Raw genomic sequence first — 12,490 nt, 5'->3', positions numbered from 1 at the left:
CACTAGAGCAGGCCAGCCCTGGCCAGATCGCCCATCAACTGCCGAGGGCCATAGGTCCATGGCGCACAATTGGTGGAGAGGTTGACGGTATTGACCAGCGCTCCCAGCGCCGGGGTCGAGATGGTGACCACGTCGCCCAGCTTGTGCGTGAAACCCTTGCCGGCGCCGTCCCGGTCCTGGACCGGGGCGAACATGGTGCCCAGATAAAGCACCAGCCCATCGGGATATTGGTGATGCTCGCCGATCGCCGCAGCCACCAGCGATTCCGGCGTACGGGAAATCTGGCTCATGGAGGAGTGACCGGTGAGCACGAACCCGTCCTCGCCCCTTACTTCGAGTCCCACCTCCATCGCCTTGACGCTGTCGATGGTGAAATCGCCCTCGAACAAACGGATGAATGGTCCCAGCGCCGCCGATGCGTTGTTGTCCTTAGCCTTGCCCAGCAGCAGCGCCGAGCGGCCCTCCACGTCACGCAGATTGACGTCGTTGCCCAGCGTGGCGCCGACAATGGCGCCGCGTGAGGAGACGATCAGCGCCACCTCGGGCTCGGGATTGTTCCAGGTCGATATCGGGTGCAATCCCACCTCGGCCCCGTGCCCCACGCTGGCCATGGGCTGACATTTGGTGAAGATCTCGGCATCGGGCCCGATCCCCACTTCCAGATACTGGCTCCAGACGCCCTTCTCGACTAGCTTGGCCTTGACCGCCATCGCCGCATCCGAACCGGGAACCAGTTGCGACAAATCCTCGCCAATCAGGGTCAGGATCTCCCCGCGCAACGCGTCGGCCTTGGCCGGATCGCCCTTGGCCTGCTCCTCGATCACCCGCTCGAGCAGGCTGACCACGAACGTGACCCCCGAAGCCTTGATTGCCTGCAGGTCCACGGGCGAGAGCAGGGTGGGAAGGCTTGCGTCCTTTTCCTTGGCAACGGCATTGGCCATCACCGCGTCGAGCGCAACGATCGCTTCCCCCGGAGCGGATCGCACATAGGCTGCCGGGTCTCCACCCTCGCAGATATCGCGCACCGTCGGCGCCGCCGATGACGTGATGTCGACAAGCTGCCCGTCCCGAATGGTGACCACGCGCGGATATCCGCCCCCCGGCATCTGCACACGACCGAGATAAAGTCCGGGTTCGAGAAAAGTCATGACAGGTGCTCCTTGGCAAAATCGTCATAGAGCGCGCAAAGCGCGTCGATCACCACCCCGGCGCTTTCGCCATTGGCCAACGCAACGCTGAGGCGGCGCGAGGCAGTGTCCTGGAAGGGCATATAGCCATCGAACCGGGGACGGAGATAGGATTGATCGAGCGTTTTCAACGTATCGCGGAAAAATCCGTGAACGGGCGCATTGACGGCTTCGCTCTCCCAAGCTTTCCGATGCCCCGGCTGCCCACCGGCTTGGGCGTAGGGGCCTGCCTGCACTTCGGCGCTGGTGATCCAGAACGCAAAATCGATAGCAGCCTCGCGGTTTTGGCAATAGGCCGAAACCGCCATGCCGGTTCCTCCGATAACCGCCCCGCGCGGCCCGGCTCCATTCACGGCTGGAACATCGGCGAAGCGGACCGGCGTATCGCGGAAGCCGTCCTGGGCGTAGTTGACGTAACCGAAAACATACGGGCTCAAGCTTTCCCGGCTATCGGCGCGCGCCAGCCGTTCCAGCGCATCGATCGGGTCGAGATCGAAATTGACCGGATTGATATACGAAACGAGCTGGGCCAGGGTCTCGTACACCGAGATGCCATCGTCCCGCGCGATAAAGCCATCTCCGGCCGCGCAAGGCACGCCCATATTGGCCGCCAACGAGTAAAACGTCATGAGCGCGTGCGGCGCTTTGAGCGGCAACAGCACGCGCCCCTCCCGCGCCAAGTCCATGACGCTGTCAAGATCAGTCGCCGGACCATCGACACGATCGGGACGATAGGCCTGAACCTGCGAGGCCGCGTCGACGGGCAACGCCCATAGCCGCCCCTTCCAGGCATAGCTCGGAAAAGATGGTCCCACCGAAGCGTCAGCCAGTGCATCGAGTTCTTCCGAGCGCTCGGGCACATCGAGGGGAGCAAGGCAGTTCTCGCCCACCACCTGCCCCACATGCGGATGGTCGATGACGATGAGGTCATAGGCGCGGGCCAACTCCTCCACGGGATAGGACTCGAAATCCTGCAGGCTGCGCTTTTCCCACTGGACCTCCACACCTGTGCGGGCGCGGTAGAGGTCCGAGCACGCAACCAGCGGGTCGTAACCGCGCGGATGATCCCAGGTCATCCCTTTGAGCGTTATGGTCATAGACCGAATTCCTCCCTGATGGCGCGCGAATGCTCGCCCACCCTGGGCGCCGCCCGGTCGGTGAGCGCCCGTTTGCCGTTTATGCGGATGGGGCAGCGTGTCGTAGTGATCGAAATGCCGTCGTCGCGCCCCAGCTTCTGCAGCATTTCGAGGTGCTGGAAACCCTCATGGGCCAGCAATTGCGGCCAATCGAGCACCTTGGCGCACCAGATGTCGGCCGGCTCGAACAGATCGAGCCATTCCTGCGTCGGCCGCGCCGCAATAACGCCCGCGATGATGCCCTTGATGGCGTCGCGCTCAGTGAACCAGGCCCGCGGCTCATCGCGATAGGCTGCGAGCGCCGGCAGGTCCATGAGATCGGCAAGCTTGCCCAGCGGCGTCATCGCCAGGGCAAGATAGCCGTCGGCGGTGCGGTAAACCCCATAGGGCGCCGCGAGATAGGCGTGCGCACTGTTCTTTTCCGCTCGCCTGGGCGGCCGACCGCCATCGTTGAGATGGGTGGTCAGCACCTCGAATTGCAGATCGATCAGCACTTCGAGCAGGCTGGTCTCCACATGGCTCCCCTCGCCGGTCATGCCGCGCCGCACAAGCGCCGCCAGAACGCCTTGCGTGATCGCCGCGCCGGCCAGCATGTCGGCTACCGCCAGTCCCATCGGCACCGGCCCCTGCTCGGCATCGCCGGAAAGCCACATCAGGCCCGAACGCGACTGGGCCAGAAGATCCTGCCCCGGCAGGTGCGACCAGGGCCCTTCGGCGCCATAGCCCGAGATCGACGCAAAGACGAGCCGTGGATTGATCTGCCTCACGCGCTCATAATCCAACCCCAGACGCTCGATGACGCCCGGACGGAAGTTCTGGATCAGTACGTCGGCCTTTGCGATCAGCCGCCGCAGGGTCTCGCGATCCTTTTCGTCCTTGAGGTCGAGCGCCAGGCTCTGCTTGTTGCGGTTGATGGCGTGGAACAGCGTCGAGTCCCCGCCGATCTCGGTGTCGCTGAGATAGAGCGAGCGGGCGATATCGCCACTCTCCGGCCGCTCGATCTTGATGACCCGCGCGCCCAGATCCATCAGCCGCAAGGATGCGTAAGGACCCGAGAGGAACTGGCTGAGGTCGAGCACCAGCAGCCCATCGAGCGGCATGTCGTGCGAAGGGTGCATTTGCGTCTCAGCGCCGCTTGAAATTGGGGCTGCGCTTTTCCTTGAAGGCAGCGCGGCCTTCGGCTGCATCCTCGGTCGCAAAACAGATCGTCTGCAGGTCGCGCTCATAGGTGATCGCATCCTCGATCGACATGCCGTAAGCGGCGCGCAGGTTGACCTTTGCCGTTTCCGCCGCGATCGGTGCACGCGCGGCAATGGCCGTCGCAACCGTCATGGCTTCGTCCAGCAACCGCTCGCGCGGAACGACCCGGGAAACCAGCCCCCATGCAAGCGCCGTCTGGGCATCGATGGGATCGCCGGTCATGATCATCAGCGCCGCGTTGGACGGCCCGACCGCATGGCTGAGATGCGCCGCCATCCCGCCGCCCCCGATCCAGCCGAGCTTGATTTCCGGCGCGGCGAAAGAGGCGTTTTCCGAGGCGATACGGATATCGCAGGTCATCGCCGTTTCGAGCCCGCCACCAAAGGCATAGCCGTTGACCGCCGCGATGATCGGCTTTGTGAGACCGCGCAGCGCATCGCAATAATCGGGCCGGTTGCGGAAGTTCCAGGGCGTCGAATAATTGTCCAGCGTGCGGATATCCGAGCCGGCGCAAAATGCCTTTTCACCCGCCCCGGTGAGGATGATGCAGCGCGCGTCGTCGTCGGTGTTGAACTCGTTGACGGCGGCGATCAGCCGCTCGGCCATCTCCGGGGTGACGGCGTTGAGCTTTTCGGGCCGGTTGAGCGTCACGATGCGGACGTGACCTTGAGCGGCAATGGAGACGGTGTCAGTCATTGTAACGTTCCGATGCAGGAAGGGCGAAATCGGGCCTCAAGGCCGGCACATCACCATGATCTGGTTGGTGCCGTACTGAATGGTTTCTTCGTTCTGGTTGATCCCCTCGATATTGAGGGTGACGATGCCGCGATTGCCCGCCTTGGTGAGGCGTTTTTCGGCGATGGTCAGGCGCGCGCGCAAACGGTCGCCGACATAGACCGGGCCGGCAAAGCGCCAGTTCCAGTTGAGCGCAGCAACCACGTGGAAGTGGACGATACAGCGGTTCTTGAGCGCATCGATCAGCCCCAGCACCAGAATGCCGTGTGCCAGGCGTCCCTTGAAGCCCATTTCGAGAGCGAACTGCTCGTCCACATGCACATCGGCAAAATCGCCGGTGAGCCCGGCAAAGCCGAGGACGTGATGTTCGCTGACGGTGATGGCCGGCGTCTCGTAGCTGTAGCCGACATCGAGATCTTCGTAATAATTGCGTTCGGAAAGTTTCATTGGATGATCCCGGTCACGTGCTTTCGCGCACGATCAGTTCAAAGCCGACGTCGATGCGGGGCGTGGGCACGGCCTCGCCCCGCATGCGCGCCAGCAGCAGATTGGCGGCATGCCGGCCGATCTCCCCGGCGCGCACGGAAACGGTGGTGAGCGAGGGGACGAGATGGGCGGAAAAATCGAAATCGCCGAACCCGGCGATGGCGATATCGTGGGGCACCCTCAGTCCCTGGCGCACACAGCGCAAAAGCGCGCCGGCGGCAAAGACGTCCGAGGAGAAAAACACGGCATCGGCCTCGGGAAATTCCCCGCGCACCCGGCTCATGGTCTCGGCCCCGCTGGCAAGGCTCAGCGGCTTGCCGGTCAGGGTCAACACGCGTTCGGTGTCGAGCCCTATCGCCTTGACCGCCGCGCGATAGCCCTTGAGACGCGCCTTGGCACGGAAGTCGCCGGCATTGGTCACCCCGGCAAAGACGATACGCCGGTAGCCGCGCTCGACCAGATGATCCATCACCGCCCGGGCCGCATGGACGTTGGAGTGCCCGACCATCAGGTCGAGATGGCTGTCTTCCCAGTCCCAGGTCTCGACCACGGGGATACTGGCCCCCGCGATCAGCGCCTTGGTCGCTTCGGTATGATGTGTGCTCGAGAGCACCAGCCCGTCCGGCCCCCGGCCCAGGAATGAGCGGATCAGCTCTTCTTCCTTGGCCAGGTCGTACTCGTTGTTGCCGAGCAGGAGCTGGTAGCCTTCAGGAACCAGAACATCGGAAAGCGCCTGCACGGTCTCGGCGAAGATAGAGGCCGAGATCGTCGGGATGATCGCCGCCACGATGCCCGAGCGATTAGACGCCATCTGGCTCGCCGCCGAGTTGGGCACATATTGCAGCTCGACGATCGCCTCGCGCACCCGGCGGGCCACTTCGTCCCCCACGAGCTCGGGCTGCCGCAAAACGCGCGATACCGTCTGCGCCGACACCCCTGCCCGCGCGGCAACGTCGTTCATCGTCACACGGCTGGTGGCCGTGCGGCGCTTGCGGCGGTTCTGCGGGGCCGTGTCGGAGGCCATGGAACTCGCTGGGTTAGACCTGTTCGCTGGCGATTACGCCGGCGTCCAGGAGACTCGCAATCGTTTCCTGGTCATAGCCCAGTTCAGCCAACACTTCAGTGCTGTGCTGGCCCACCAACGGCGCGCCGAAACGCACTTCGGCCGGGCTGGCCGAAAACTTATAGGGGAAACCCGGCGTCTTGATCCTGCCTTCGGTCGGATGGTCGTACTCCACCAGTGAGCCGTTGTGGGCAACCTGCGGATCATCGACCAGATCGGCATAGCCATAGACCGGTCCAGCCCAGATATCGGCCTCGCGGAACAGCTTGAGCCATTCCGCAGTGGTTTTGCGCGTCATCGCCTCGCGGGTCTTGGAGATGATCAGATCCTTTTGGGTAAAGGAATCCCGCCCATCCTCCATGTCGAGGAATTCGGGAATATCGGCGATCTGCCCAAAGGTCTTGAGCGGCGGAAAGGCCAGCGCCACTGCGCCGTCCGCGGTATTGAACACCCCATAAGGGGCCCGGATATAGACGTGCCCGTCGGGCTCGTTCGACCGCTCCTGGGGAATGCCGCCAACCGTATAGATCGAGAGTTCCTGCATCTGCAGCGCGATGATCGAGTCGAGCATGTTCACCTCGACCTTCTGGCCTTCGCCCGTCCGCTCGCGATGCAGCAGCGCCGCCAGCACCCCCTCGAAGGCCGAATAGGCGGTAACGGCGTCAACGAGATAATTGCCCGAAGGGAGCGGCGCCTCGCCCTTGCGGCCGACATTGTACATGGCCCCGCTCATCGCCTGGAGCAGCATGTCCTGGCCCGGATAGTTCACATAGGGCCCGTCTTCGCCATAGCCGGACATCGAGACATAGATGATCCTGGGATTGATCGCCTTGAGGCTCTCATAGTCCACCCCCAGCCGCTTGGCGACGCCGGGGCGGTAGTTCTGGATAAACACATCGCCCGACTTCACCAGATCGCGCAGCAGCGCCTTGCCTTCCTCGCGCTTGAGGTCGACGGCAAGCGAGCGCTTGTTGCGGTTGAGCGCGGTGAAGGAAACGTTGATCCGGTTGCCCTCCGCCCCGCCGGCCGAGACATGGCGTTGCCACTCCCCGCTGGTGGGCTCGACCTTGATCACGTCGGCGCCCAGATCGCCAAGCCGCTGGGCCGCGAACGGCCCCGCCATGGCGATCGTGCAGTCGATGATCTTGTAACCGGAGAGTACGGCAGACATTTTCGTTTCCATCAAAAGAGGTTGGGAAGCCACAGCACGAGCTGCGGAAAGAAGGTGAGCATCAGCAGGACGAAGAGCAGCGGCAGGTAAAAGGGGATGATCGCTCTGACCATTTGCCCAAAGCTGATTTGTGCGATGTGCTTGATGATGAACAGAATGACGCCGAACGGAGGCGTGAGCGAACCGATCAGCAGGTTGAGGATCATCACGACGCCGAAATGCACCGGGTCGATGCCATAGGCGGCCACCAGCGGCAGCAGCGCGGGCGTCGCGATCAAGATGATGGCCGTCGTTTCGAGGAACAGGCCGACGATCAGCAGCACCACGTTGAGGATCAACAACAGCACCAGCGGGTTCTCCGTCAGCGTCTGCATGAACCCGACGATGATACCGGGCAGGTTCTGCACCGAAATCAACCAGCCGAACGGAAACGCCGCCGCAATGATGAACACCAGCACGCCGGTTGTGATCGCGCTCATGGCGAGCGTTTCGAGCAGCCCCTTCCAGGTGAGGGCGCGATTGATGAAGCCCAGGATCGCCGCATAGAGCACGATCAGCGCTCCAAGCTCGGTCGGCGTCGCAACGCCGGTGAGCATTCCCACGACCAGCAGCACCGGCGCGGCCAGCGCTGGCAGGGCGCGCAGGAAGGTGCGGAGCAATTCGCGGCGCGGCACTCGCTGCGCCTGCGGTGCCGCCTCCACGCCGGTGCGCACCAGCACATAGACCATGATCATCAGGCACAAGCCCATCAGCAGGCCCGGAACGATGCCGGCAAGAAACAGGTCGGTGAGCGACACCTGCGCGGTCACCGCATAGATGACCATGATGACGCTGGGCGGGATGATCGGGCCGATGATCGAGGACGCCGCCGTCACCGCCGCCGCGAACGGCGCGGAATAGCCGCGCTCGCGCATCTGGCGGATTTCCACCGCGCCCAGGCCCGCCGCGTCGGCCTGGGCTACGCCCGACATGCCGGCGAAAATGATCGAGGCGGCGATATTGACCTGCGCCAAGCCGCCTTTGAGATGACCGACCGCCGCCGAGGCGAAATCGAAGATGCGCTCGGAGATTCCGGCCCGATTGAAGAGGTGCCCGGCCAGAACGAACAGCGGAATGGCCAGCAGCGGAAAGCTGTCGAGACCGCCTGGCATACGCTGGATGACGATCTGCTCGGGCAGGCCCGGACCGGTCAGGATGAAAAGGAAGGCCGAGAACACCATCGCGAAGGCGACAGGCACTTCGAGCGCGATGAGCAGGATAAAGGCGAGCAGCAGGATACCGATGGACATCTTAGATTCCCTCGCGCGCGCCGTCGGTCAGGGCCGTCTTGTCGATGAAGGTCATCGGCGTGCCGCGCACCAGCGCGATGATCTGGGCGATCGCGTAATAGATAAGGGTCAGCGACATCGAGATCGCCGAGACATAGAGGGGCATGGAATAGAACCACATGCGCGGAATGGCGATCGGCAGCGACACCGACATGGAGCGCGCCTCGATGCTCATGACACCGGGAACCGCCAGAATCAGCCGCCAGAGGACAAACCCCATGACGATGAAGCCGAATAGACGCAAAACGCCCTGCACCCGTTCGGAAACCGCAAGCGAAAGCGCCTCGATCTTGATGTGCGAAAGCCGCTTCATCCCCACGGCCGCGCCCAGGAACACGATCCAGATGAAGGCATAGGTCGCGGCTTCCTCGACCCAGACCAGGGGCGAGCCAAGGAAATACCGGCTGACGACCTGGGCACAGATCGAGATGACGATGACCACGAACAGGGCCATGGCGATGCTGATCTCGATGCGTTCGAGAACCCGTAGCCCTTTGCGGAACAGTTCCATTGCCAGCTCCTCCCGGCGCAGATTGAAGCGGCGCGGGGAAGGCCCGCGCCGCATGATCGATCTTATTCGGCCATGTCCTGAACGGACTGCCACAGGCCCGGCGTCCAGAGCCCCTCGGCCTCGATGCGCTCGACCGCCTCGACAGCCCGCTCGCGCACCGGCTCGAGATCGATTTCGCTCACCGTGGCGCCTTCCGATTCCATCGTGGCGATGATGTCGTCGGTTTCCGCTTCAGCCTGCTCGCGCGCCCAAGCCGTCGCCTCGACCGCCGCCTGGGTCAAGATCTCCTGCAGCTCGGGGGAAAGCGACTGATAGAAGGCTTCGTTGACCAGGATATGGGTCGCCGTAAGGATGTGGTCAGTGCGGATCACATAGGGCGCCGCCTCATGGAACCGGGCGGCGTAAGCGGCCGAAACCGGTCCTTCCGCCGCTTCGATCACGCCGGTGCGCAGGCCCAGGAACACCTCGCCCCAGGCCACGCGGGTCGGGCTGGCCCCGAGGGTCTGCCAGAGCTGGAGATAGGTGGGGATCTCGGGCACGCGCATCTTGAGGCCGTTGAAATCGTCCGCCGTTTCGATGGGCGTATTGGCAAAGGTCAGGCGCGGCTGGATAGGCGCCTGCGCCAGAAGGCGCACGCCATATTCGTCGATCAGCTCCTGAGCCATCGTCTGGTAGGTGTCGGTCTCAAAGAACGCCTGCATGTGGTCGTTGGAGTGGAACGTGAAACCCCAACCCAGGATGGCGTAGTCATCGACCCAGTTCGAATACCAGCTCAAATCGTCGCCGTAGAATTGAACGGCGCCACCCATGGTCTGCTCGATGACCTGCACGTCGGTGCCCAATTGCTCGCCTTCGATGAAGTTGAGCGTGAGCTCTCCATTGGAGCGCTCATTGACCAGATCGACGAACATGCGGTTCTGCCGGTCGTACAGCGAGCCCAAAGCGTCCGAACCGCCGAACGTGGCGGTCTGCGACAGGGCCGGGGCGGCAAGACCCAGGCTCAGGACAGCCGATAGCACGGCACCAACGACATAGTGCTTCATGAATTTCCTCCCTGATGAAGAACATGTTAGCGTTCACGTTAGCGCTAACATTATCGCACGCGCTCTGCAACAGGTGATTATGTCAGCGGCATGTCGCTGTGGATTGTTCGGCGGGAAAGCCAAGGAAATGGGCCGCTTTCCGCGGCCCTCGAAGGCTTAGGCCTGGACGCATCGCTGGCGCTGCGTTCCCAGTCCCTCGATCCCCAGTTCCATCTCGTCCCCCGCCTTGAGGAAGACCTTGGGATTCTGCCCCAGCCCCACGCCCGGAGGTGTGCCGGTGGAGATGATGTCGCCCGGCCGCAGGCTCATGAACTGGCTGAGATAGCTCACCAGATATTTGACGCCATAGACCATGGTCTTGGTCGAACCGTCCTGGTAGCGGTGCCCGTTGACCTCGAGCCACATCGAGAGGTTCTGCGGATCGGCAACCTCGTCCTTTGTCACCAGCCACGGCCCGGTCGGCCCGAAGGTGTCGGCGGATTTGCCCTTGGTCCACTGCCCATGCCGCTCGGCCTGGAACGCGCGTTCGGAGACGTCGTTGACCACGCAATAGCCCGCCACGTAATCCATGGCTTCGTCCTCTGAGACGTATTTGGCCGTCTTGCCGATCACCACGCCAAGCTCGACCTCCCAGTCGGTCTTTTCCGATGTGCGGGGAATTTCCACATCGTCATTGGGGCCCACGATCGCCGAGGTGGCCTTCATGAAAATGATCGGTTCGGGCGGCACCGTCGCGCCCGTTTCGGCGGCATGATCGGAATAGTTGAGCCCAATGCAGATGAACTTGCCGGTTCCCGCGACACAAGGCCCAAGGCGCGGGTTTCCGGAAACTTCCGGCAGGCTGGCGGCGTCGATCCGCGCCAGCGCCGCCAGCCCCTCGGGCGAGAGCACTTCGCCCGCGATGTCCTCAACATGGGCCGAAAGGTCGCGGATCGTGCCATCCTCTGCCAGAAGGCCCGGCTTCTCCGCCCCGGCCTCGCCATAGCGCAGCAATTTCATCTCTACTACTCCTGCTTATTGGATCAGTTCACCCAGCCGCCATCGATGATGTGGATCTGGCCGGTGGTGTAGGTTGCACCCGCCAGATAGACGGCGAGATCGGCGATTTCCTCGGGCGTGCCGATCCGGCCGATCGGTTGGCGCGCGACGAACGCCGCCCGCGCCGTCTCATAGTCGCCCATGGCCCGCAACCGCTCCTGCAGCGAGGGGCTGTCGACGGTGCCGGGACAGATGGCGTTGCAGCGGATGCCCTTGGTCACGTAATCGGCCGCAATCGACTTGGTGAGTCCCACCACCGCCGCCTTGGAAATCGAATAGGCGCACCGGTTGGGAACGCCCTTGGGGCTGCCGGCGACCGAGGACATGTTGATGATCGCGCCGTCGCCGCGCTCGAGCATGCCCGGCAGCACGGCGCGGATGGTCCGCACCTGCGCCTTGACGTTGAGATCGAGCGCGAAATCGAGGTCCTTGTCCTCCATCTCCAGCAGCGTTCCGTTGTGAACGATGCCGGCGCAGTTGAACAGGACATCGATCCTGCCGATCCTGGCCACCAGCGCGGTGACGGCGGCATCGTCGAGCACGTCGAGCCGTTCGGTTTTTATGCCGGCAACGTCCGCAAGCTTGGCGAGTTCGACTTCGTTGATGTCGGTGGCGATAACGCGCGCGCCTGCGGCGGCAAACGCCCTTGCACTGGCCGCGCCGATCCCCTGGGCTGCGGCGGTCAGCAGCACCACCTTGTCATTCAATTCAGTCATGTCTCGCTCCCCGGTTCGAGCTTATAGAAGTGTTTTGTGCAAGTCTGAAGCACCGCACGCTGCTCGTCCGGGCTCAAAGGTGCAATGGCGTTGCGGACCAGGTCAATGGCGCCCGCATAGTCGGTGGCCACGAGGCAAACCGGCCAATCCGAACCCACCATCAGTCGATCCGGCCCGAAAATTTCCAGCGCATGGTTGAAATAGGGCGCGAGTTGTTCCTGCGTCCAACCCGATAGATCGGCCTCGGTCACCATGCCCGACAATTTGCACGCGACATTGGGCAACTCGGCAAATCCGGCAAACGGTTCCGCCCATTGTCGATATTCACCGCGAGCGATGGCCGGCTTGGCGATATGATCGACCACCAGCCGCAAACTCAGGCATCGCTTTGGCCAACGCGATGGAAGCGGGAATTTCCCTCGCCCTGATCAGCAGATCATAGGCAAGCCCCCGCTCGGCAACCGCTTGCAGGCCGTTGCGGACGTCAGCCCGGCCGAGCCAATCCGCGTCCGGCTCGTTATGCACCAGATGCCGAACCGCCTTGAGATAGCAGCCTCCCGGCCCCGCCAACAATTGGTCGAGCACATCACCCACATCGGGCGCGCAGAGATCGACCCAGCCGACGACGCCCATGATCTCTCTGTTGGCTTCCGCCAATGCCAGAAACTCGCGCGTCTCTTCAGCCGACGCCCATGTCTGCACCAGAACGCCTCCGATCACCCCGGCCGGCTGGGCGGCGGCGGCGAAATCGGCAGGCGTGAAGACCCTTCGTATCGGCGCGAACGGACCGGTCAGCCAGCCATAATCACCCCGGTCGGGATCCCAGATGTGAAAATGGCTGTCGATGATCGCGATATCGGATTGGTCTGTCATCGA

Annotated in this window: 14 protein-coding genes; all 14 read right to left on the bottom strand. The window is 63.2% G+C overall.

Going from position 1 to position 12,490, the window contains the following annotated elements; genetic code table 11:
• Window positions 1-2: 2 nt before the first annotated feature.
• The 14 genes from NO934_RS13620 to NO934_RS13555 all read right to left on the bottom strand — a co-directional run bounded on the left by NO934_RS13620 (window position 3) and on the right by NO934_RS13555 (window position 12,487).
• Window positions 3-1,148, bottom strand: coding sequence for a fumarylacetoacetate hydrolase family protein (locus NO934_RS13620; RefSeq protein WP_309160510.1), 1,146 nt, complete (start codon window positions 1,146-1,148; stop codon window positions 3-5).
• Complete coding sequence (locus NO934_RS13615) at window positions 1,145-2,284, bottom strand: extracellular solute-binding protein (RefSeq protein WP_309160509.1); 1,140 nt, start codon at window positions 2,282-2,284, stop codon at window positions 1,145-1,147. The genes NO934_RS13620 and NO934_RS13615 overlap by 4 nt, the downstream gene beginning before the upstream one ends.
• Window positions 2,281-3,441 (bottom strand): CaiB/BaiF CoA-transferase family protein, encoded by a 1,161-nt coding sequence (locus NO934_RS13610; protein ID WP_309160508.1) that lies wholly within the window; start codon window positions 3,439-3,441, stop codon window positions 2,281-2,283. The genes NO934_RS13615 and NO934_RS13610 overlap by 4 nt, the downstream gene beginning before the upstream one ends.
• A gap of 7 nt (window positions 3,442-3,448) precedes the next feature.
• Window positions 3,449-4,219 carry an enoyl-CoA hydratase/isomerase family protein gene (locus tag NO934_RS13605; protein ID WP_309160507.1) on the bottom strand — a complete coding sequence of 257 codons (771 nt, stop codon included), beginning with the start codon at window positions 4,217-4,219 and terminating at the stop codon, window positions 3,449-3,451.
• Window positions 4,220-4,255: 36 nt separating this feature from the next.
• A complete protein-coding gene (locus NO934_RS13600; RefSeq protein ID WP_309160506.1) occupies window positions 4,256-4,705 on the bottom strand; it encodes a MaoC family dehydratase in 450 nt (149 codons plus the stop codon).
• 13 nt (window positions 4,706-4,718) lie between these two features.
• Window positions 4,719-5,768 (bottom strand): LacI family DNA-binding transcriptional regulator, encoded by a 1,050-nt coding sequence (locus NO934_RS13595; RefSeq protein WP_309160505.1) that lies wholly within the window; start codon window positions 5,766-5,768, stop codon window positions 4,719-4,721.
• A gap of 13 nt (window positions 5,769-5,781) precedes the next feature.
• A complete protein-coding gene (locus NO934_RS13590; RefSeq protein ID WP_309160504.1) occupies window positions 5,782-6,978 on the bottom strand; it encodes a CoA transferase in 1,197 nt (398 codons plus the stop codon).
• 11 nt (window positions 6,979-6,989) lie between these two features.
• Window positions 6,990-8,267, bottom strand: coding sequence for a TRAP transporter large permease (locus tag NO934_RS13585; RefSeq protein WP_309160503.1), 1,278 nt, complete (start codon window positions 8,265-8,267; stop codon window positions 6,990-6,992).
• Window position 8,268: 1 nt separating this feature from the next.
• The gene (locus tag NO934_RS13580; RefSeq protein WP_309160502.1) at window positions 8,269-8,817 is read right to left on the bottom strand and encodes a TRAP transporter small permease; all 549 of its coding nucleotides are present in this window, start codon (window positions 8,815-8,817) and stop codon (window positions 8,269-8,271) included.
• Window positions 8,818-8,879: 62 nt separating this feature from the next.
• A complete protein-coding gene (locus NO934_RS13575) occupies window positions 8,880-9,860 on the bottom strand; it encodes a TRAP transporter substrate-binding protein (RefSeq protein ID WP_309160501.1) in 981 nt (326 codons plus the stop codon).
• 156 nt (window positions 9,861-10,016) lie between these two features.
• Entirely contained in the window at window positions 10,017-10,859 is an 843-nt protein-coding gene (locus NO934_RS13570; RefSeq protein ID WP_309160500.1) for a fumarylacetoacetate hydrolase family protein, read from the bottom strand.
• A 23-nt stretch (window positions 10,860-10,882) separates the two neighbouring features.
• Window positions 10,883-11,614: an SDR family oxidoreductase gene (locus NO934_RS13565; protein ID WP_309160499.1), complete on the bottom strand. Its 732-nt coding sequence runs from the start codon at window positions 11,612-11,614 to the stop codon at window positions 10,883-10,885.
• A complete protein-coding gene (locus NO934_RS13560; RefSeq protein WP_309160498.1) occupies window positions 11,611-11,979 on the bottom strand; it encodes an amidohydrolase family protein in 369 nt (122 codons plus the stop codon). Before NO934_RS13560 ends, NO934_RS13565 begins: the two co-directional genes overlap by 4 nt.
• Window positions 11,939-12,487, bottom strand: a complete 549-nt coding sequence (locus NO934_RS13555) for an amidohydrolase family protein (protein ID WP_309160497.1) — start codon at window positions 12,485-12,487, stop codon at window positions 11,939-11,941. Before NO934_RS13555 ends, NO934_RS13560 begins: the two co-directional genes overlap by 41 nt.
• Window positions 12,488-12,490: the final 3 nt, after the last annotated feature.

The sequence above is a fragment of the Pelagibacterium sp. H642 genome (assembly GCF_031202855.1).
In the GTDB taxonomy this organism is placed as follows: domain Bacteria; phylum Pseudomonadota; class Alphaproteobacteria; order Rhizobiales; family Devosiaceae; genus Pelagibacterium.
This window is presented reverse-complemented; position numbering and strand designations above follow the sequence as displayed.

Bases quoted from the DNA above. Each gene is read 5' to 3' on its own strand.
- NO934_RS13620 (WP_309160510.1), bottom strand. From the start codon at position 1,148: ATGACTTTTCTCGAACCCGGACTTTATCTCGGTCGTGTGCAGATGCCG.
- NO934_RS13615 (WP_309160509.1), bottom strand. From the start codon at position 2,284: ATGACCATAACGCTCAAAGGGATGACCTGGGATCATCCGCGCGGTTAC.
- NO934_RS13610 (WP_309160508.1), bottom strand. From the start codon at position 3,441: ATGCACCCTTCGCACGACATGCCGCTCGATGGGCTGCTGGTGCTCGAC.
- NO934_RS13605 (WP_309160507.1), bottom strand. From the start codon at position 4,219: ATGACTGACACCGTCTCCATTGCCGCTCAAGGTCACGTCCGCATCGTG.
- NO934_RS13600 (WP_309160506.1), bottom strand. From the start codon at position 4,705: ATGAAACTTTCCGAACGCAATTATTACGAAGATCTCGATGTCGGCTAC.
- NO934_RS13595 (WP_309160505.1), bottom strand. From the start codon at position 5,768: ATGGCCTCCGACACGGCCCCGCAGAACCGCCGCAAGCGCCGCACGGCC.
- NO934_RS13590 (WP_309160504.1), bottom strand. From the start codon at position 6,978: ATGTCTGCCGTACTCTCCGGTTACAAGATCATCGACTGCACGATCGCC.
- NO934_RS13585 (WP_309160503.1), bottom strand. From the start codon at position 8,267: ATGTCCATCGGTATCCTGCTGCTCGCCTTTATCCTGCTCATCGCGCTC.
- NO934_RS13580 (WP_309160502.1), bottom strand. From the start codon at position 8,817: ATGGAACTGTTCCGCAAAGGGCTACGGGTTCTCGAACGCATCGAGATC.
- NO934_RS13575 (WP_309160501.1), bottom strand. From the start codon at position 9,860: ATGAAGCACTATGTCGTTGGTGCCGTGCTATCGGCTGTCCTGAGCCTG.
- NO934_RS13570 (WP_309160500.1), bottom strand. From the start codon at position 10,859: ATGAAATTGCTGCGCTATGGCGAGGCCGGGGCGGAGAAGCCGGGCCTT.
- NO934_RS13565 (WP_309160499.1), bottom strand. From the start codon at position 11,614: ATGACTGAATTGAATGACAAGGTGGTGCTGCTGACCGCCGCAGCCCAG.
- NO934_RS13555 (WP_309160497.1), bottom strand. From the start codon at position 12,487: ATGACAGACCAATCCGATATCGCGATCATCGACAGCCATTTTCACATC.